Origin of the sequence: Acinetobacter sp. YH12131 (assembly GCF_013418635.1) — a bacterium.
In the GTDB taxonomy this organism is placed as follows: Bacteria; Pseudomonadota; Gammaproteobacteria; order Pseudomonadales; family Moraxellaceae; genus Acinetobacter; species Acinetobacter towneri.
This window is the reverse complement of the sequence record NZ_VPBQ01000020.1, coordinates 1-17510: the sequence shown is the minus strand read 5'-3', so window position 1 is coordinate 17510 and position 17510 is coordinate 1. Positions and strand designations below refer to the sequence as shown.

Below are 17510 nucleotides of genomic sequence, written 5' to 3'. Positions count from 1 at the left end.
ATTGTACCTTAAATGTGGCTTGTAGCAGTATGATAAAATTTATCGTACGGTAAATTAAAACTTAGCTCAATTGATATAAAAAAGCCCTCTCGAAAGAAGGCTTGCAACGATGATGAGGACTGTTAAATTTTATAATGTGGTTTCATGGTGTTTTCGACTATGTCGAATTGATAACCACGCAGTGATTGTCAGCACAAGTACAATAAAGCCGAGTGAAATCCAGATAGGCATGTGGAATACATCTAACATCAGCATTTTAAAGCCAATAAATAGCAGAATTAAACCCAGCCCATACGGTAAATAATGCATTTTAGTGGCTGCGCCTGAGAGCAAGAAAAACATGGCACGTAAGCCCAAAATAGCCATAAGATTTGCAGTGAGTACAATAAACGGATCGGTAGTCACGGCAAAAATTGCAGGGATAGAATCCACGGCAAAAATAACGTCAGATGCTTCGACCAAAATTAAAACTAAAAATAATGGCGTTGCCCAAAGTACACCATTTTGGCGCACAAAAAACTGATCTTTTTCCAGTGTTGGGGTAATACGCATGTGTTTGCGTAGCCATTTCAACAACGCCATATCTTCAATATTGCTGGCTTCTTGCTCTGGACCTTTTAAGAATTTAAAGCCTGTGTAGACCAAAAATGCGCCAAAAATATACAAAATCCAGGAGAATTCTTGTACAAACCAAGCTCCAATAAAAATAAAAATGGTTCTGAGAATAATTGCGCCCAGTACGCCGTAGAGTAAAATTTTACGCTGTAAGCCCGGTGGGATGGCGAATGCGGCGAAGATCATCAACCAAACGAATACATTATCAATCGCCAGTGATTTTTCCAGCAAATAACCCGCAAAGTATTCCATGACTTTGGTGTTGGCGACTTCTAGCCCAACGCTGTGTTTAAGATACAGCCATAAACCGCCACCAAATAAAGCTGCCACACTGACCCAGGCGATACTCCAATACGCAGCGGTTTTGACTTTGACCGATTCGCCTGCTTTTTGTTTAAAGCCTAAGAAGTCAATGGCGAGCATGACTGCAACAATTGCAAAAAAGACCAGATATAGCCATAAATTGCCGATGGATTCCATACAATCTCCACATCCAACAACTGGCCACAAAAAAACCTTGACCTGTTGTCAGATGATTTCAAACATCTGTAACAACATGATCAAGGTCTTGCCTACATAGAGCGGACTTGTATCAACAAGTATGTGCACTATGCTCAGCGTCCGACTTTTTGCAAAGTGTAATGACGAAACGCTGACACGTTAAAGTTATATTTTAACGCTTGGAGGAGGCTACTCCCCTTGTTCAACATAATTTGGGATTAGGACGCTGCCTAAATCTGCGTAAAGAATTACATAATTTTAAGTGTTGTGCAATTTATTCTGTATGGTAAATCACTTTAATTTGTACAAATTCAGCACAATATTTCGTAAAGAGTGTGGCAAATTGAAAAAATAGATTTAGTTTGATAGGTGGACTTATGCAAATTCAACATCAAAAAACCCAACGCGGTGGCGAGTTTTTTATTGAACGAGATGGTCGGCATATCGCTGAAATTACTTATCAATATCAAGATGATCACACTATTTTAGCAGATCACACTTGGGTCGATCTGACATTACGAGGTCAAGGGGTTGCCCGTCAGCTATTAGATATTTTGGTCGCCTTTGCACGTGAAAAGCAGCTAAAAATTGTACCCGTGTGCTCTTATATTGAGACGGCTTTTGAAACAGATACACAATATGCTGATGTCGTGGCTTAAAAGTCTTTCTACGTTGAAATAATCTAATGTGTTGGTATTAAAACAGCATGCAGACTTCGTCTGTCGTGCAGTCTAAAATTTTCTTGAAAATATTATAAAAGCCCAAAAAAGCCAATCCACAGCGCGTAGATTGGCTTTTTTGTAACATAGTTAAGCCAAGATTATTCGTAATTAATCATCACTTTCATGGCATTTTCATCTGAAGCATGTTTAAACACATCATAGGCTTTTTCAAATTCAGAGAATTTAAAATGGTGCGTTGCCAGTTTTTCTAAAGGTAATTTGCCTGAACAGCAGGTTTTTAACAGCATACCTGTCGTATTGGTATTCACCAAACCCGTAGTGATGGTCAGGTTTTTAATCCAGAGTTTGTTTAACTCAAAATATACCGACTTACCATGTACGCCCACATTGGCAATATGTCCGCCCTCTTTCACGACATTTTGGCAAATATCCCAAGTGGCTTCGACACCTACAGCTTCCATGGCACAGTCTACCCCGCGACCACCTGTAATCTCTAAAATACGTTGTACCGCATCTTCTTTGGCAGAGTTAATAGTATGGGTTGCCCCCAACTCTTTTGCCATCGCCAAGCGGTTATCGTCCATATCGACTGCGATAATTTGTGCAGGAGAATAGAACTGTGCGGTAAGCAGACAACCCATGCCAATTGGACCTGTACCGACAATGGCAATGGTATCACCAGGTTTAACATTGCCGTATTGCACACCAATTTCATGTGAAGTTGGCAATACATCAGACAAGAAAACCGCAACTTCTTCATTTAAACCTTCAGGCAGCAAATATAAAGAAGTGTCTGCAAATGGAGTGCGGACATATTCAGCATGAGTACCATCAATCATATATCCCATGATCCAACCGCCTTCATTTTGGCAGTGTGCATAGAGTTGTTTTTGACAGTTTTCACAAGTACCACAACGGCTGACACAAGAAATAATCACCTTGTCGCCTTTTTTGAAATTTTTGACTGCCGAACCGACTTCTTCAACAATCCCGATACCTTCGTGACCTAAAATACGGCCATCAAATAGCCCTGTCTTGGCAACTGCAGTGTCTTGAATTTCTGGGTTTTTACCTTTCCAAATACCTAAGTCAGTACCGCAAATTGTAGTTTTGGTGAGACGAATCACGGCATCTGTTGGTTGTAAAATTTCTGGACGTGGGCGTTCTTCAAAACGAATATCATTGGCGCCGTGGTAGACCATGGCTTTCATTGTTTTTGACATTGTGACCATCCTTCTTAGTAATAATGATGAAAGACATCCAGCAGCCAACCTGTAGCAACCGTCATGCTCGCAGGATGTAATCTTTTTAAAGTAACAGGTCAAGATGACAAGTTCATGAGCAGTATTGTTGATTTTAATAATTATAATATATAAATTTATAATTAATATAAAAATCCCCTATTTTTTGCCAAAAACAGGGGATTTTTTTTGAAAGAGTTTTAAATCAGTTTAAGCGATTTTAAGCCGTGTGTTGCAACGCTTGAATGAGTTTTTGATGTAAACCACCAAATCCACCATTTGACATAATCACCACTGCATCGCCCTCACCTGCTTGGCTCACGATTTTTTGAATAATTTCATCCAAAGTATTGGCCACCACCGCATGATTGCGAGCAGCCGCAACCACAGGCTGTAAATCCCAGTCTAAACCTTCAGGTTGATACCAAATCACAGCATCCGCCAAACGTGCTGAATCTGCCAAGCCCTCTTTATGACTGCCCATGCGCATGGTGTTGGAACGTGGTTCAATAATCGCCCAAAGCTTACGCTCACCCAAACGCTTACGTGCGCCGTCCAGTGTGGTTTCAATTGCGGTTGGATGGTGGGCAAAGTCATCATAGACTTCAATGCCGCGTATGGTGCCTAATAACTCCATACGGCGTTTCACCCCACCAAAATTGGACAGCGCTGCACATGCGGTTTCAATTGCAACCCCAACATGCTCTGCTGCGGCGATGGTTGCCAAGGCATTGGCGACACTGTGTTGCCCTGTCATATTCCAGCGCACTTCACCTTGTAGCACACCATTTTTCAGAACTTTAAAATGTGAACCATCTGCTGCAAGTTGTTCTGCATACAGTTCCGCTTGTGGGTCTGCATTGAGCGAAGTACGTAGCACAGGTGTCCAGCAACCCATTTCTAACACTTCATCAATATGGGTTTCTGTAATTGGGGCAATAATGCGCCCTTCACTTGGGATGGTACGCACCAAATGATGGAATTGTTTTTGAATTGCGGCCAAATCATCAAAAATATCGGCATGGTCAAATTCAAGGTTATTTAAAATGGCGGTTTTAGGATGGTAATGTACGAACTTGGAGCGTTTATCAAAAAACGCAGAGTCGTATTCATCGGCTTCGACACAGAAATACTTGCCTGCACCCAAACGTGCACTTTCACTAAAGCCTAAAGGAACGCCGCCAATTAAAAAGCCCGGTTCTAAGCCTGCCTGATCCAATACCCACGCCAACATGGTGGTGGTGGTGGTTTTGCCGTGCGTGCCTGCAACGCCCAGTACGTGTTTGCCTTGCAAGACATGATCGGCCAAAAATTGCGGGCCAGAAATATACGGTAAACCTGCATTCAGCATGTATTCAACCGCATCAATCCCACGTTTCATGGCATTGCCCACAATCACTAAATCTGGATGCGGTTGTAAATGGCTGCGGTCATAACCTTGCATTAAGGTAATGCCTGCATTTTCCAGTTGAGTCGACATCGGTGGATAGACGTTTTGGTCTGAACCTGTGACGGTATGTCCTAAATCGCGGGCCAAAAGTGCCAATGAGCCCATAAATGTGCCACAAATACCCAAAATATGCAGATGCATTCCGCCTTACTCCACTGCTTTTATAGACACATCACGTATTTTTGTGCTGTTGTCGTGATTAACTTGATTTGAAGCAACGATAGCAAGGGTTTTGGCGAAAAGATAGTGATTCTTGTATCTCCTTTCAGGGATTTTTCAGCGCTGAATCTGCGCCAAACGATGTAAAAAATTGCTGCTCTTGCATTTTTCATGGCAAATAGCTCGTAAAATAAAACTGAATTTTTAAGATAGTACGACACAATGTCTTCAGCATTTTTACTTTTGGTGGTTGCAAACTGTTTTATGACCTTGGCGTGGTATGGTCATCTCAAGTTTTTACCACATGATGCGCCGCTGTGGCAGGCTATTTTATTCAGTTGGGTGATCGCCCTGTTTGAATACAGTTTGATGATTCCTGCTACCCGTTTGCTGGCGCAGCATGGCTGGGCGGTCGGTCAAATGAAAATTACCCAAGAAGTTGTGACTTTATTGGTGTTTGTCCCGTTTATGATTTTTTTGTTTAAGCAACCTTTTAAACTGGATTATTTATGGGCAGCTTTATGTTTATGTGGCTGCGTATATTTTGTGTTTCGAGCATCTTAAAATGGTGCTTTTGCATGGCTTAAACAGCTCGCGTAGCTGCAATGGTGTGAGCCTGTGGTTAATTATTAGAAAATAACCAGATAAAAATAATCAAAAAAGTCGGTTGAGTCGCCGTGTTCAATTTTAACAAGTCGAAAAATCAGTCTATAATGTGGAGTTCTTATTCAAGCTTGGCTTTCTCGCCTGAATTTCTCTTTCCTTAGTTTCGTTTCTGGAATATTTGTAATGAACGCGGCCGCTGCACAAGACGCTCCTCTCGTTGGAATTATCATGGGTTCTCAATCGGATTGGGCAACTCTCGAACACACTGCCAATATGCTGAAGCAGCTTGGTGTCCCATTTGAAGCGGAAGTCGTTTCTGCACACCGTACCCCAGATCGCTTATTTGAATATGCTGAACAAGCGCGTGATCGTGGCATTCAGGTGATTATTGCAGGCGCTGGTGGTGCCGCACACTTACCGGGTATGTGTGCAGCCAAAACTGATTTACCTGTTTTGGGTGTGCCAGTGAAATCTTCAATTTTAAATGGTGTCGATTCATTACTTTCAATTGTGCAAATGCCTGCAGGTATTGCCGTAGGTACATTGGCGATTGGTCCTGCGGGAGCAACCAATGCGGCAATTATGGCAGCCCAAATTTTAGGTTTAACCCGTCCAGAAATTGCACAAAATGTTGCCAATTTCCGTGCCGCGCAAACTGAGAAAGTTTCAAGCAACAATATTCCAGGTCAGGCTTAAGCGGGACAATTACTATGGATAAGACCATCGGTATTTTTGGTGGCGGTCAATTGGGTCGCATGATGGCACAAGCGGCTTTACCCTTAAATATTCAATGTACCTTTTTTGAAGCCAGTCCAGATTGCCCAGCGGCAACCTTGGGTCAGGTTTTTGCCAGCAAAAGCGAAAATAGCCTACAAGATTTTATACACAGTGCCGATGTATTCAGCCTTGAGTTTGAAAATACTCCGTTGGCTGATGTTGATGTATTGATTAAGCACAAAGACTTGCATCCACCACGTCAGGCTTTGGCAATTGCCCAAAACCGCTTGCTGGAAAAAGGCTTATTTGATGAATTGGCGATTCCTGTTGCGCCGTACCAAGCCGTCAACTCGCTGGAAAGTTTACAGGCTGCTGTAGCTGAACTCGGTCTGCCAATTGTGCTAAAAACCGCAACAGGCGGCTATGATGGCAAAGGTCAGTTTGTACTGCGCAGTGCAGATCAGATTGAACAAGCATGGGCAGAACTTGGCCCTGCAGGCAGCTTGATTGCAGAAAGTTTTGTTACTTTTTCACGTGAAGTATCTATTATTGCGGTGCGTGGTCAAAATGGTGAAGTAAAAACTTGGCCATTGGCAGAAAACCATCATCACAACGGTATTTTATCGCATTCGATTGTACCAGCACCAAACAGCGCAGACTTACAGCCTGTGGCGCAAGACTACATCACTCGCCTGCTCAATCACTTAAATTATGTTGGTGTATTAACGCTAGAGCTATTTGTCACTGACAAGGGCTTGTATGCCAACGAGATGGCACCTCGTGTGCATAACTCAGGTCACTGGTCAATTGAAGGCGCGGTGTGTTCGCAGTTTGAGAACCATATTCGTGCTGTAGCAGGTTTACCGTTAGGCTCAACTGAAGTGGTACGTCCAACGGTGATGGTCAATATTATTGGTCAGCATCCCAAAACTGAAGATGTGTTGGCATTGAATGGCGCACATTTGCATTTGTACAATAAAACTGAGCGTGAAGGCCGTAAAATTGGGCATATTACTTTAATGCCGAATGATGCCGCTGAATTGACAGATTTATGCCGCCAATTGGCAAAAATTTTACCAAATCCATTGGCGCTCAGTGCTGATATGAGCTTGTAAATTTAAAAATGACACCAAAGCGCTCATCACGATGAGCGCTTTTTTATACTTTCACGTTTTTATTCTGCCTATTTTTAAGGTGTTCTACCGTTAATCTGTCTAGGATTGACGCTGTAATTTTAGGTTGATTAAGATAGATCAGGCTGAATAAGCAACCATCACCGTAGCAAAGCAATACTTAAAATAAAAATGCGCACAAGTCTGATGGGAAACAGATGATAATTATGAATTCAAAACTTTAAATTCAAATAGCGCGTTTTAAATTTAAAGCGATGCTTCAACTTTGAATTTAAATATCAGAAATGAATTTAAAGATAGATCTGCAGTTTTGAATTTAAATAAAGTAGCGGCTCTTTTGATCTTTAAATTTAAAAAGCTACTTTTAAATTCAAAGCAATACATCGTAAATATGCAGTGAATGTCGTGTTTTGTGGGTAACTTGGGTTGGTTTAATTTGAATTTAAACTTTTAAATTTAAAAGTCTTATCATGTGTTGTGATTTTGAATTTAAAAATGTGAGATGCTGTACTTGTGGATAAGTGTTTTAAATTTAAAACGAGAAAATGAATTTAAAACTGTGTAAATGAATTTAAAGTTACAGATTTTCATCTGATCTCTGTGGCTGAAGGTGTTATGGTAAAGCCAAGATTTAAATTCAAAACACATCAAAGGGTATTATGCATCGTTTCGCTGTGATTTTTGCGACAGCTGCAATGGCAGCTACTCAGGTTCAGGCAGAACTGATTATCAATGGAAAATCTGTCACCGTAACACCAACGGTCAGTACATCTGCAAATTTTCAACCACAAAACCATTTTCAAAGTTGTTTGGCCAATTTACGCAGCCAAGCCATTGCCAAAGGGGTGAGTGGCAGCAGTTATGATCGCTATACTCAAAATCTCAGTCCAGATTATTCAGTCATTGAGCGTTTAAATTACCAACCTGAATTTTCTACGCCAATCTGGGATTATCTCTCAGGCTTGGTCGATGATGAGCGCGTGCAGGCAGGACAGCAGAAATTGGCACAGCACCGTGATGTGCTCAATCGTGTTGCAGCAGCCTATGGCGTACCTGCAGAAACCGTAGTGGCGGTTTGGGGTGTAGAAAGTAACTTTGGTGCGATTTCAGGATCCTATCCATTATTGCAAGCGCTAGGTACCTTGAGCTGTGAAGGACGCCGTCAAAGCTATTTCCGAGGTGAGTTTTTTACCACCATGCGTTTATTGCAACGTGGTGATGTCACTGAATCACAATTAAAAGGCTCATGGGCAGGGGCGTTTGGGCATACTCAGTTTATGCCATCGACCTATGATGAGTTGGCGGTCGATTTTGATGGTGATGGTCGCCGTGACTTAGTATCTAGTATTCCAGATGCTTTGGCTTCCACCGCTAACTTTTTAAAACGTCGCGGCTGGCAAACAGGGCAGCCGTGGGGCTTTGAAGTCAAAGTGCCTGCAGGCATGTCTTTGAGTGGTGAAGGGCGACGCAATAAAAAATCCCTCAGCAGTTGGGTTAATCGTGGGTTGACTCGTGCAGATGGTTCGGCATTAATTCAGGGCAATTTATCGGGCAGTAGTCAGGCAGGCTTGATGGCACCTGCAGGTGCGAATGGCCCTGTATTCTTAGTGTTTAGAAACTTCGATGCCATTTATAGCTATAACGCAGCAGAAAGTTATGCCTTAGCGATTGCGCATTTATCAGATCGTTTAATGGGGCAGTCTGCATTCCGCACCGCTTGGCCAACCGATGATGCAGGTACATCCCGCGCAGAACGCCGTGAAATTCAACGCTTTTTGTTAAGCCGTGGTTATGACATTGGTGAAGTGGATGGTTTAATTGGCGACAAAACCCGTCAAGCGATTCGTCAGGAACAGACTCGACTCGGCTTGGCTGCAACAGGTCGGGCAGGGCAGCAAATTTTAAGAGCGTTTCGTAATGAAGCGGCCAAACAAATGATGCAATAAGTTGTTGTGATTGCATTAAAAAGGTCTGCAAATGTGCAGACCTTTTTAATTTTTGTCTTAAAACAGGGGATTAAGGTTCAATTTTCACTGCTTCAAGCAAATCAAAAATCACAGTCGTGACATCTTGGCTTAATTCTTTGTTATTAAAAATTTCATAAGCTGAAATGGTGATGTCGGTATCACTTGGCAGCAAACGCTGTTCTTCTTCAATCAGGTGTTCAATTGGTAATAAGGTCTGTCTAACCTCAAGATGCAAAATATCTTTGTATTCAATATTTTCATCTTCAAGTTCAATCACTTGCTCATTAAAATACGGCAATAAAATCGAGTGGAGACAAGGTTGAAGCTCAACAATATCAAAAATTTCGATATCACGGCTTTGTTCAATCGTGCTGATGTGGTCATTTACTTCAATCAGGATATGGTAGTAACTCACATGAATCTCCACAGATCGTTCAGGGTTATACAGAGCCTTCACAATAACATGAAATGAGTAAATTTGCTGCCTTTGCACGTGTAATGGATATGCAACTATCGTACAGGGTGAGGGGAGTTTTGTGTTTTAGTCACTTCAGTTTGCCAGATTGCTCAATGCCGTGCATGGAGTAAATCGAGATCGGCAGGGCGCAGTTGGAAATTCTGCAACTGCTGATCTTTTAGCATTGGATACATTAAGGCATAAGGGTCGTTATGGTGTGCTAAACCCAAAGCATGACCAAATTCATGCGCCAAAGTTAGACGTAAATCATCTTTAGATTGAAACTCATAAATCCGAATGGCCTGACCATCAAAGCTGCCTTTATCAAATAAACGTGGTTGAAAACGTGCATTAAATTGCTGGATGGATACATCAATGTCTTGATTAAGTTGATTGAGGGCATCGACTTGTTGATTGAGCTGGTTAATTTGCTGATTAAATTGCGCTATTTCGTGTTCTAAACTCCACATGTGTTGCTGGATTTCTTGTTTTTTGGCTGCAAAAATTTCCTGTTGCGAAGGATGTAGCCCACCACTTTGGTTAATTTGCTGTACTTGACGATTGTATTGTTCAAGTTGTTGTTCAAATAGCATTTTTTTTGCATCAAGTTGTTGATTTTTATCTGCAATTTCTTGTTTTAGTGCTTGAATATTTTGGTTTTGATTGTTCCAGTGTTGTTGGCGTTGTTCAATGGCTGTAAGTTGTTGTTGGCGTTGGTTTGATTCATCTTGACGTTGATCATAAATCAAGTGAATGGCGAGCTTGGCGTTCGGGTCATATACAAAATAATCTTGTCCCGTCCCTTGTTTCCAAATATGGGTGGCTTCCTGACTCAGTTGTAGTAAATCGGCATGGCTTAAGCCAAAACGCGGATCGACTTCAGCAATACGATAACGTAAGCGAGTATCTAAAGGATGTTTTAAATGATCTAGTGCAGTATTGTGTCGTGTATGAGGATGTTGAATATTTTGATAAATCAGCAAGATAGAAAACAGTATGATTGCACCCAATAGAAACAAACGCATTGCTAGCGACATCCTTTTTTGGGTTTACTGTAGCCGAAAGTAGGGCAGAAACTCAATCTATTTGCAGTTAGAGCATCATTTTATCTATTGTACTCGGTTGAGCGTCCAATTGTCTGTGCTCTTTCATTTAAATCTTGAAGTCAGTGTATGGATATCGAAAAGAAAAACCGCGCTGCAATTGCTTGCAGCGCGGTTTTTGATGTGCGTTAAAGCGACAAATTATTTTTTATCATCTTTGACTTCAGTGAATTCAGCATCCACAACGCCATCATCGGCTTTTTGTTGACCTGCGTCACCGCCAAATGCATTTGGGTCGAAACCTTGTGCACCGCCTTGACCTTGTGCAGCTTCATACGCACGTTGCGTAATTGGCATGATGATGTTTTGCAATGCTTCAGTTTTTGCTTTGATTGCATCTACATCATTTTCTTTGGTTGTCGCTTCAAGCTCAGTGACTGCAGTTTCAATCGCAGTTTTTTCATCGGCAGTCACTTGTTCACCAAGGTCTTTTACTGCTTTTTGAGCAGAAGAAACTAAAGCATCCGCTTCGTTACGTGCTTTTGCAAGTTCTTCAAACTTACGGTCTTCTTCAGCATTTGCTTCAGCATCTTTAATCATCGCTTCAATTTCAGCATCGCTCAAACCAGAGTTTGCTTTAATTTGAATCGATTGTTCTTTGCCTGTGCTCTTGTCTTTTGCAGACACTTTCAAGATACCGTCAGCGTTAATGTCGAACGAAACTTCAATTTGTGGCACACCGCGTGGCGCTGGTGGAATGTCACCTAATTGGAAGTTACCCAACAATTTGTTTTGTTGAGCCATTTTACGCTCACCTTGGTAAACTGAAATGTCTACTGCAGGCTGGTTGTCTGCCGCTGTTGAGAACACTTGAGATTTCTTCGCAGGAATCGTGGTGTTTTTCTCAATGATTGGCGTCAACACGCCACCCATAGTTTCAATACCAAGCGTTAACGGAGTTACGTCTAGAAGCAATACGTCAGTTTTGTCACCAGACAATACGGCACCCTGAATTGCTGCACCAATTGCAACAGCTTCGTCTGGGTTTACGTCTTTACGTGGCTCTTTGCCAAAGAATTCTTGTACTTTTTGTTGTACAAGTGGCATACGTGATTGACCACCCACCAAAATCACGTCAGAGATGTCAGAAGTTGAAAGTCCTGCATCTTGTAGCGCAACTTTACATGGCTCAATGGTACGAGCGACTAAATCAGCAACCAAACCTTCAAGTTTGGCGCGAGTCACGTTCATCACCAAGTGCTTCGGACCTGTTGCGTCTGCAGTGATATATGGCAAGTTGATTTCAGTCGCATTTGAAGATGAAAGCTCGATTTTTGCTTTCTCAGCCGCTTCTTTCAGACGTTGTAATGCCAATGGATCTTGTTTCAAGTTGAAGTTTTGCTCTTTTTTGAACTCTTCAACCAAGTATTCGATCAAGGCATTGTCAAAGTCTTCACCACCAAGGAAGGTATCACCGTTGGTAGATAACACTTCAATTTGTTGGTCGCCATCAAGGTCTGCAATTTCAATGATCGATACGTCAAAAGTACCACCACCCAAGTCATATACAGCAACTTTACGGTCGCCTTCTTTCTTGTCCATACCAAATGCAAGCGCAGCAGCAGTTGGTTCGTTGATGATACGTTTAACTTCTAAGCCTGCAATTTTACCCGCATCTTTGGTTGCTTGGCGCTGTGCATCGTTAAAGTACGCAGGTACAGTAATCACGGCTTCAGTAACTGTTTCGCCCAAATAATCTTCGGCAGTCTTTTTCATCTTTTTCAAAGTTTCTGCAGAAATTTGCTGTGGTGCAAGTTTCTTGTCATTCACTTCAACCCAAGCATCGCCATTGTCTGCTTTGATGATTTTGTAAGGCACAAGACCAATGTCTTTTTGTACCGCTTGGTCTTCATAACGACGACCAATCAAACGCTTAATTGCGAATAATGTGTTTTTCGGGTTAGTTACAGCCTGACGCTTTGCAGATTGACCTACAAGAATTTCGCCATCTTTATAAGCAATAATAGATGGAGTTGTACGTGCGCCTTCTGCGTTTTCAATTACTTTAACTTTGTCGCCTTCAAGTACCGCTACACATGAGTTAGTTGTACCTAAGTCAATACCAATGATTTTAGCCATTTGGATGTTTCCTCAAAAATTCTTTTGCAATGTTTTCACTTGTTATTCGATATGAGAGCCAATCAAAATTTTTCAAGTTGTTTAGATGAAAATTTTTTATCAACTCTCGATTTTATAAGGCTTAAGCGCCAACCATCACCATTGCAGGGCGGAGTAAGCGACCATGTAAGGTGTAGCCTTTTTGTAATACGTTGCCAATTTCATTGGCTTTTGCATTTGGATCAATCCCTACGGCTTGATGCAGGTCTGCATTGAAACCATTGGCTGTATCAATCACCACCACACCAAACTTTTCTAAAGTGGTCAGTAATGATTTCAAGGTCAGTTCCACACCTTCAGACAAGGCAGTTTTTTCATCACCATTGGCGGCAATAGCACGCTCAAGGTTGTCTACAGAATCCAATAATTCTTTAGCAAACTTTTCTAAAGCAAACTTTTTAGCTGTATCTGCTTCACGTTCTAAACGCTCTTTGGTTTTTTCCGCTTCGTAAACTGCATTGGCAGTACGTGCTTTTTCCAATTTTAGGTTTTCTTCAAGTTTGCTCAGTTGTTCTTGTAAAGACTCAACGGAAACTTCTGCTTGCTCAGTATCTTGCGCTGTTTGTTGTTCCGTCTGCTCTAGCTCAAGGTCTTGAGTTTGTTCGTTCTGCTCAGTTGCCATTGATTTACTCCGTTTAAATGGGTTTTTAAACATGTACAGTCCTTTGGCGTCAGTGCTAACTGCGTTATTGCTGAACTGCCATGGTTAGAGAAGTTCGTAATTAGCTAAGAAATCGGGGCAGGGCAGGCAAAATTCAAGCGTGCCAGTAGATTAATTTTCATTGCCATGAAATTTGGTCAAAAAAATACATTTTGAATCAAGATGTCGGCGGATGAATGAAGCAAATTAAACTTTGAAACTTATAATATTTTTTTGTTTAAAAAAGTATGGTAATAGGGAGCTGATTATTCAGCTAAACCAGTGCTTTTATTACGGAGATAGCTAAAAACACTGTTTTATCAACAGGATTCGACTGGGTGTTTGTTCACTATATTGTGCATGCGTATGATTAGAGTTTTTAAGTTTTGGTTGATTAATCGCTAAAACAGCTTAATCGAGAGTAATTATATATTTTACACAAAACCTAACACTGCTTATTCTTTGCGCATAGATGCTATATCGCTGTAGTTTCTTGTGTATTGCTAAATGTGTTTTCGGGGCTTATCTAACTTCTGAATAAGCCCTTTTTTTACCTCATTTGTTTTGCTTTGCTGCAAGACTCAATCACGATCACGTCGTTGTTCACGGTCTTTACGGTTTTCCTGCCAGCGCTTTTGTTGTGCATCACGTTGTTGTTGCCAGCGTTTACGTGCTTCCTCACGCTTTTTTTGTTCAGCTTCAATTTGCTGCTTACGCTTTTGCTCTAGCTGTTTACGCTGCTGTTCCGATAAGCGTTTGCGTTGCTCTGCTAAGCGTTGTCGCTCTTGTTCATAGCGTTGTTGCTGTAATTGCTGTTGTCGTTTTTGTTCCCATTCACGACGTTCTAGTTCACGTTTACGACGCTCTAACTCAACCCGATTTTTACCTTGTTGATATTCCCAACGCTGCCGATCATTGTCATACCGTCGATGATCATCATCATAGCGACGGTCATAGCGTGGCTCATATCGTCCATCGTAGTAACCTTCGTCAGGCACGACCACGCAACCTACGGCTAAAATGGCAGTTGCGCACGAAAGTAAGATCAATTTTTTTGTCATGCTCTGCCTCCTGAGCCGATGAGGTAAATTTGTCTGAAACATCAATCATAGACCGCAATAGTGTCAATGACAGCGTCATAAAAGCAGGGTAGCGTATAGGTAATTTGAATGTGTATAACGATTGAAGCACTTGTATAACAAAATGGTCACTGTGCTGTTGATCATGAAGAAATTATGAAGCGTTTAGGCAAATCATGCAGACATATAAAAAGGAACAGGCATGCAAATTTTGAATTCATCTCTCAAAAATAAATTGCACAAAGGACAAGGTGCTGCTGCGCGTGCATTAAATAAGTTACCAAGTCGAGTACATCATACTTTGGCTCAAGCTTTGGGTTATCCGTATCATTATCCAGACCTTGATCCATTTATTAAATGCATGATGGCGGCACAATTAAAACAAGGGAAAATTGGTTTTATTGGTGCTGACCCTGTACAGTCTAGACAGGCATTTGATCGACAAATGCAATCTATTCTGAGCACTCCAACTGCGGTCAAACGAGTTGAAGAAATCCGTTTAAACTTAGCCAGTGGCAATATCGCAGCGCGTTATTATCATCCTGCACCACATAAAAAATTGCCTTTAATCGTGTTTTATCATGGTGGTGGTTTTGTGGTGGGTGGTTTAGACAGTCATGACGAATTTTGCCGCTTAATGGCGGTACATGCCCATGCACAAGTGTTGAGTGTGGAATATCCACTCGCGCCTGAAGCTAGTCCACAGCAGATTATTCAAGTCTGTGAAGATGCTTTGGCATGGGCATATCAACATCGTCGAGAAATGAAAATTTTAAAAAATCGCATAGCGGTGGCAGGCGATAGTGCGGGTGGTAATATTGCAGCGGTGGTTGCACAGCGTAGTGCTCATTCAGCCTATGCACCTGACGCACAATTTTTAATTTATCCAGCCTTAGATTTTAAGAGTCGCCATCCTTCATTCTTTGCTTATAAAGATGGTTTGGTGCTGACGGGGCAAGATATTGATTTTGTCACACAGCACTATGTCACACAGCATCAGGTCGCTTTGGATGATCCAATCATTTCGCCAACTTTTGGCAAATTGAAAAAACTAGCGCCTGCCTTTGTGGTCACAGCAGGGCATGACGTTTTGCATGATGAAGCTGAAATTTATGCACATAAATTACGTCAACATGCTGTCACGGTAAAATATGTAGAATATTTAGATCAAACACATGGTTTTATTAGCATGACCTTTGTGTCGCGTCGCGCCAAAAAAATCAGCATTGAAATGTGTAAAAACTTTAGAAAATTTTGGGATCGACCACGTAGCTAAACCTTGGGTTGTCTTTGTTAATCTGTTTCACGTGGAACGGTTAAACCAGAGTAGAGATTTCGGCTTCTGGAAAAGTCAGTTCGAACTCAGGCACGTAAAAACCATTGATGAAGCGTGCCTGATTAAAATCAGGAAACAAACTTGGATTCGATTGCCAAGACGCATGTTTGAGTGGGATTAATCTGCCGCGAAAAGAAGGATTAAATTGATAAGATTTCCCTTGCCATGTTTGCTGAATTTTTAAAAGCGCAGCAGGGATGTAATGACTATCAATAAAGCTACGTTGCGTATTGCATTTTTCAAGTTGAATGGCGAATTGCAAATCTGCGTGTTGTATTTTGCAACTTATCTGTCGATCTTGAATATCCCAATCAAAGCTTGCCAGTTCTTTCGGAATACCCCAAAGCTGTTGTCCGTGTTGCACAGAAGACTCAGTTGAAACAAAAATTTTAGGAATGGTAGATAAACGACGCTGCCTAAATAGAGGATGATCTAAAATCAGCAGCTCATCATAAGCGCCAATGGGGCTAGCGTTATAACGTACCCACATGACTTGAACAAGACGCCCTAAAAAAGAAGGTGCTAAGCCAAAAGGCTGTGCCAGATTTAAAAAATGCGGGCTGAGCCAATAATTTAAAATATAGGCTTCACCTTGAAGTTGCCAAGGTGCTGGACACAGTCGGATCTGATCTGAATTATTTTTATACATAAGTTTTCCAGCGTGATAAAAAATAACCACTGATTTATTCGCATAATCTTATTAATATAGATGCAATGCAAATACAACACAGATGGATTGGTCAGCAAATGTTAAAACAAAGTATGTTTACCATGGCAGCAATGCTTATCAGCTTCAATACGATGGCAGCCAACACCGTGGTAGAAATGACAACCAGCATGGGCAATATTGAAATCGAACTGTTTAATGACAAAGCCCCAGTTTCTGCAAAGAACTTTGAAAACTATGCCAAGTCAAACTTCTATAACGGTACGATCTTCCATCGTGTTATCCCAGGCTTTATGGTGCAAGGCGGTGGTATGGATGCCAATATGCAAGAAAAGCCAACCAAAGCGACCATTCGTAATGAATCAAGTAATGGATTGAAAAATACCCGTGGTACCTTGGCGATGGCACGTATGAATCATCCTGATTCTGCCAGCAGCCAATTCTTTATTAATGTGGTAGATAACGATTTCTTAAATCGAAGTCCACGTAACGCAGGCTATGCGGTATTTGGTCAAGTCACTAAAGGTATGGATGTTGTCGATAAAATTGTAAAAGTACCAACAGGCAACTATGGCATGCATCAAAATGTACCGAAACAAGCGGTAAAAATACTCAGTGTGAAAGTGAAAGAGGCTGCCCCAACAAAATAAGCGGATTTAGATTGCAAAAATATGAAAAACATATTTTTAATTTAAAATTATAGGGTTAGTGCGAGTTTTGTGTGTTCTTGAACCAAAATAGTGCGTAAAAATCCAACACTCGTGAAAACAAGCAGTTAAAAGCACTTGCACGTGTAGGAAATTGCCCTATAATGCACACATCCCGACGCGAAACAGCCTACGAACTTAGCTTACAGGGTTGAGTTGTTAGAAGTGTTTTGCGTTAAAATTTCTGCTGACGAGGCAGAAATTAAGATCATTAAGAGATTATGAAGAACAACTTGTGTGGATTTTTACTGATTGATTGATCGAAGATATTTCATTGATTGATTGGTTTAAATTACTCGAAGTTTATTTGAGCGAAATTTAAGTCAGAAAA

At 41.3% G+C, this 17510-nt stretch carries 16 protein-coding genes; 7 read left to right on the top strand and 9 right to left on the bottom strand.

Annotation, left to right across the window (positions count from 1 at the left end; all coding sequences use genetic code 11):
- Positions 1-129: 129 nt before the first annotated feature.
- Complete coding sequence (locus tag FTU66_RS11935; RefSeq protein ID WP_104852786.1) at positions 130-1095, bottom strand: TerC family protein; 966 nt, start codon at positions 1093-1095, stop codon at positions 130-132.
- 398 nt (positions 1096-1493) lie between these two features.
- On the opposite strand from FTU66_RS11935, the gene FTU66_RS11930 reads away from it, so the two are divergent.
- A complete protein-coding gene (locus FTU66_RS11930; RefSeq protein ID WP_096902010.1) occupies positions 1494-1775 on the top strand; it encodes a GNAT family N-acetyltransferase in 282 nt (93 codons plus the stop codon).
- 161 nt (positions 1776-1936) lie between these two features.
- On the opposite strand, the gene FTU66_RS11925 is transcribed toward FTU66_RS11930, so the two are convergent.
- Complete coding sequence (locus FTU66_RS11925) at positions 1937-3022, bottom strand: zinc-dependent alcohol dehydrogenase family protein (protein ID WP_180112856.1); 1086 nt, start codon at positions 3020-3022, stop codon at positions 1937-1939.
- A gap of 238 nt (positions 3023-3260) precedes the next feature.
- Positions 3261-4631: a UDP-N-acetylmuramate:L-alanyl-gamma-D-glutamyl-meso-diaminopimelate ligase gene (mpl, locus tag FTU66_RS11920; protein ID WP_004969796.1), complete on the bottom strand. Its 1371-nt coding sequence runs from the start codon at positions 4629-4631 to the stop codon at positions 3261-3263.
- 240 nt (positions 4632-4871) lie between these two features.
- Here mpl and FTU66_RS11915 point away from each other — a divergent pair, with 240 nt between their 5' ends.
- The 4 genes from FTU66_RS11915 (at position 4872) to FTU66_RS11900 (ending at position 9051) form a co-directional block, all read left to right on the top strand.
- Entirely contained in the window at positions 4872-5213 is a 342-nt protein-coding gene (locus FTU66_RS11915) for a DMT family protein (RefSeq protein ID WP_004969799.1), read from the top strand.
- A gap of 225 nt (positions 5214-5438) precedes the next feature.
- Complete coding sequence (purE, locus tag FTU66_RS11910; RefSeq protein ID WP_019836195.1) at positions 5439-5951, top strand: 5-(carboxyamino)imidazole ribonucleotide mutase; 513 nt, start codon at positions 5439-5441, stop codon at positions 5949-5951.
- A 14-nt stretch (positions 5952-5965) separates the two neighbouring features.
- Positions 5966-7087, top strand: a complete 1122-nt coding sequence (locus FTU66_RS11905; protein WP_104852791.1) for a 5-(carboxyamino)imidazole ribonucleotide synthase — start codon at positions 5966-5968, stop codon at positions 7085-7087.
- Positions 7088-7764: 677 nt separating this feature from the next.
- Positions 7765-9051: a lytic murein transglycosylase gene (locus tag FTU66_RS11900; protein WP_004969803.1), complete on the top strand. Its 1287-nt coding sequence runs from the start codon at positions 7765-7767 to the stop codon at positions 9049-9051.
- A 70-nt stretch (positions 9052-9121) separates the two neighbouring features.
- Here FTU66_RS11900 and FTU66_RS11895 read toward each other — a convergent pair whose 3' ends face one another.
- The 5 genes from FTU66_RS11895 to FTU66_RS11875 form a co-directional block, all read right to left on the bottom strand.
- Positions 9122-9499 (bottom strand): hypothetical protein, encoded by a 378-nt coding sequence (locus FTU66_RS11895; protein ID WP_162164695.1) that lies wholly within the window; start codon positions 9497-9499, stop codon positions 9122-9124.
- A 140-nt stretch (positions 9500-9639) separates the two neighbouring features.
- Entirely contained in the window at positions 9640-10554 is a 915-nt protein-coding gene (locus FTU66_RS11890) for a matrixin family metalloprotease (protein WP_004969807.1), read from the bottom strand.
- Positions 10555-10773: 219 nt separating this feature from the next.
- Positions 10774-12711, bottom strand: a complete 1938-nt coding sequence (dnaK, locus tag FTU66_RS11885) for a molecular chaperone DnaK (RefSeq protein ID WP_154321227.1) — start codon at positions 12709-12711, stop codon at positions 10774-10776.
- A 121-nt stretch (positions 12712-12832) separates the two neighbouring features.
- Entirely contained in the window at positions 12833-13405 is a 573-nt protein-coding gene (gene grpE, locus FTU66_RS11880; protein WP_257220042.1) for a nucleotide exchange factor GrpE, read from the bottom strand.
- Between the two features lie 566 nt (positions 13406-13971).
- On the bottom strand, positions 13972-14451 hold the full coding sequence (locus FTU66_RS11875; protein ID WP_178867890.1) for a hypothetical protein: 480 nt from the start codon (positions 14449-14451) through the stop codon (positions 13972-13974).
- Positions 14452-14671: 220 nt separating this feature from the next.
- On the opposite strand from FTU66_RS11875, the gene FTU66_RS11870 reads away from it, so the two are divergent.
- The gene (locus FTU66_RS11870) at positions 14672-15745 is read left to right on the top strand and encodes an alpha/beta hydrolase (RefSeq protein ID WP_131261892.1); all 1074 of its coding nucleotides are present in this window, start codon (positions 14672-14674) and stop codon (positions 15743-15745) included.
- A gap of 40 nt (positions 15746-15785) precedes the next feature.
- Here the strand turns inward: FTU66_RS11870 and FTU66_RS11865 are convergent, their stop codons facing one another.
- Positions 15786-16454 carry an acetoacetate decarboxylase family protein gene (locus FTU66_RS11865; RefSeq protein WP_180112855.1) on the bottom strand — a complete coding sequence of 223 codons (669 nt, stop codon included), beginning with the start codon at positions 16452-16454 and terminating at the stop codon, positions 15786-15788.
- Positions 16455-16552: 98 nt separating this feature from the next.
- Between FTU66_RS11865 and FTU66_RS11860 the strand changes: the two genes are divergently transcribed.
- A complete protein-coding gene (locus FTU66_RS11860; protein WP_154321226.1) occupies positions 16553-17122 on the top strand; it encodes a peptidylprolyl isomerase in 570 nt (189 codons plus the stop codon).
- Positions 17123-17510 lie beyond the last annotated feature (388 nt).

Bases quoted from the DNA above. Each gene is read 5' to 3' on its own strand.
- FTU66_RS11935 (WP_104852786.1), bottom strand. From the start codon at position 1,095: ATGGAATCCATCGGCAATTTATGGCTATATCTGGTCTTTTTTGCAATT.
- FTU66_RS11930 (WP_096902010.1), top strand. From the start codon at position 1,494: ATGCAAATTCAACATCAAAAAACCCAACGCGGTGGCGAGTTTTTTATT.
- FTU66_RS11925 (WP_180112856.1), bottom strand. From the start codon at position 3,022: ATGTCAAAAACAATGAAAGCCATGGTCTACCACGGCGCCAATGATATT.
- mpl (WP_004969796.1), bottom strand. From the start codon at position 4,631: ATGCATCTGCATATTTTGGGTATTTGTGGCACATTTATGGGCTCATTG.
- FTU66_RS11915 (WP_004969799.1), top strand. From the start codon at position 4,872: ATGTCTTCAGCATTTTTACTTTTGGTGGTTGCAAACTGTTTTATGACC.
- purE (WP_019836195.1), top strand. From the start codon at position 5,439: ATGAACGCGGCCGCTGCACAAGACGCTCCTCTCGTTGGAATTATCATG.
- FTU66_RS11905 (WP_104852791.1), top strand. From the start codon at position 5,966: ATGGATAAGACCATCGGTATTTTTGGTGGCGGTCAATTGGGTCGCATG.
- FTU66_RS11900 (WP_004969803.1), top strand. From the start codon at position 7,765: ATGCATCGTTTCGCTGTGATTTTTGCGACAGCTGCAATGGCAGCTACT.
- FTU66_RS11890 (WP_004969807.1), bottom strand. From the start codon at position 10,554: ATGCGTTTGTTTCTATTGGGTGCAATCATACTGTTTTCTATCTTGCTG.
- dnaK (WP_154321227.1), bottom strand. From the start codon at position 12,711: ATGGCTAAAATCATTGGTATTGACTTAGGTACAACTAACTCATGTGTA.
- grpE (WP_257220042.1), bottom strand. From the start codon at position 13,405: ATGTTTAAAAACCCATTTAAACGGAGTAAATCAATGGCAACTGAGCAG.
- FTU66_RS11875 (WP_178867890.1), bottom strand. From the start codon at position 14,451: ATGACAAAAAAATTGATCTTACTTTCGTGCGCAACTGCCATTTTAGCC.
- FTU66_RS11870 (WP_131261892.1), top strand. From the start codon at position 14,672: ATGCAAATTTTGAATTCATCTCTCAAAAATAAATTGCACAAAGGACAA.
- FTU66_RS11865 (WP_180112855.1), bottom strand. From the start codon at position 16,454: ATGTATAAAAATAATTCAGATCAGATCCGACTGTGTCCAGCACCTTGG.
- FTU66_RS11860 (WP_154321226.1), top strand. From the start codon at position 16,553: ATGTTAAAACAAAGTATGTTTACCATGGCAGCAATGCTTATCAGCTTC.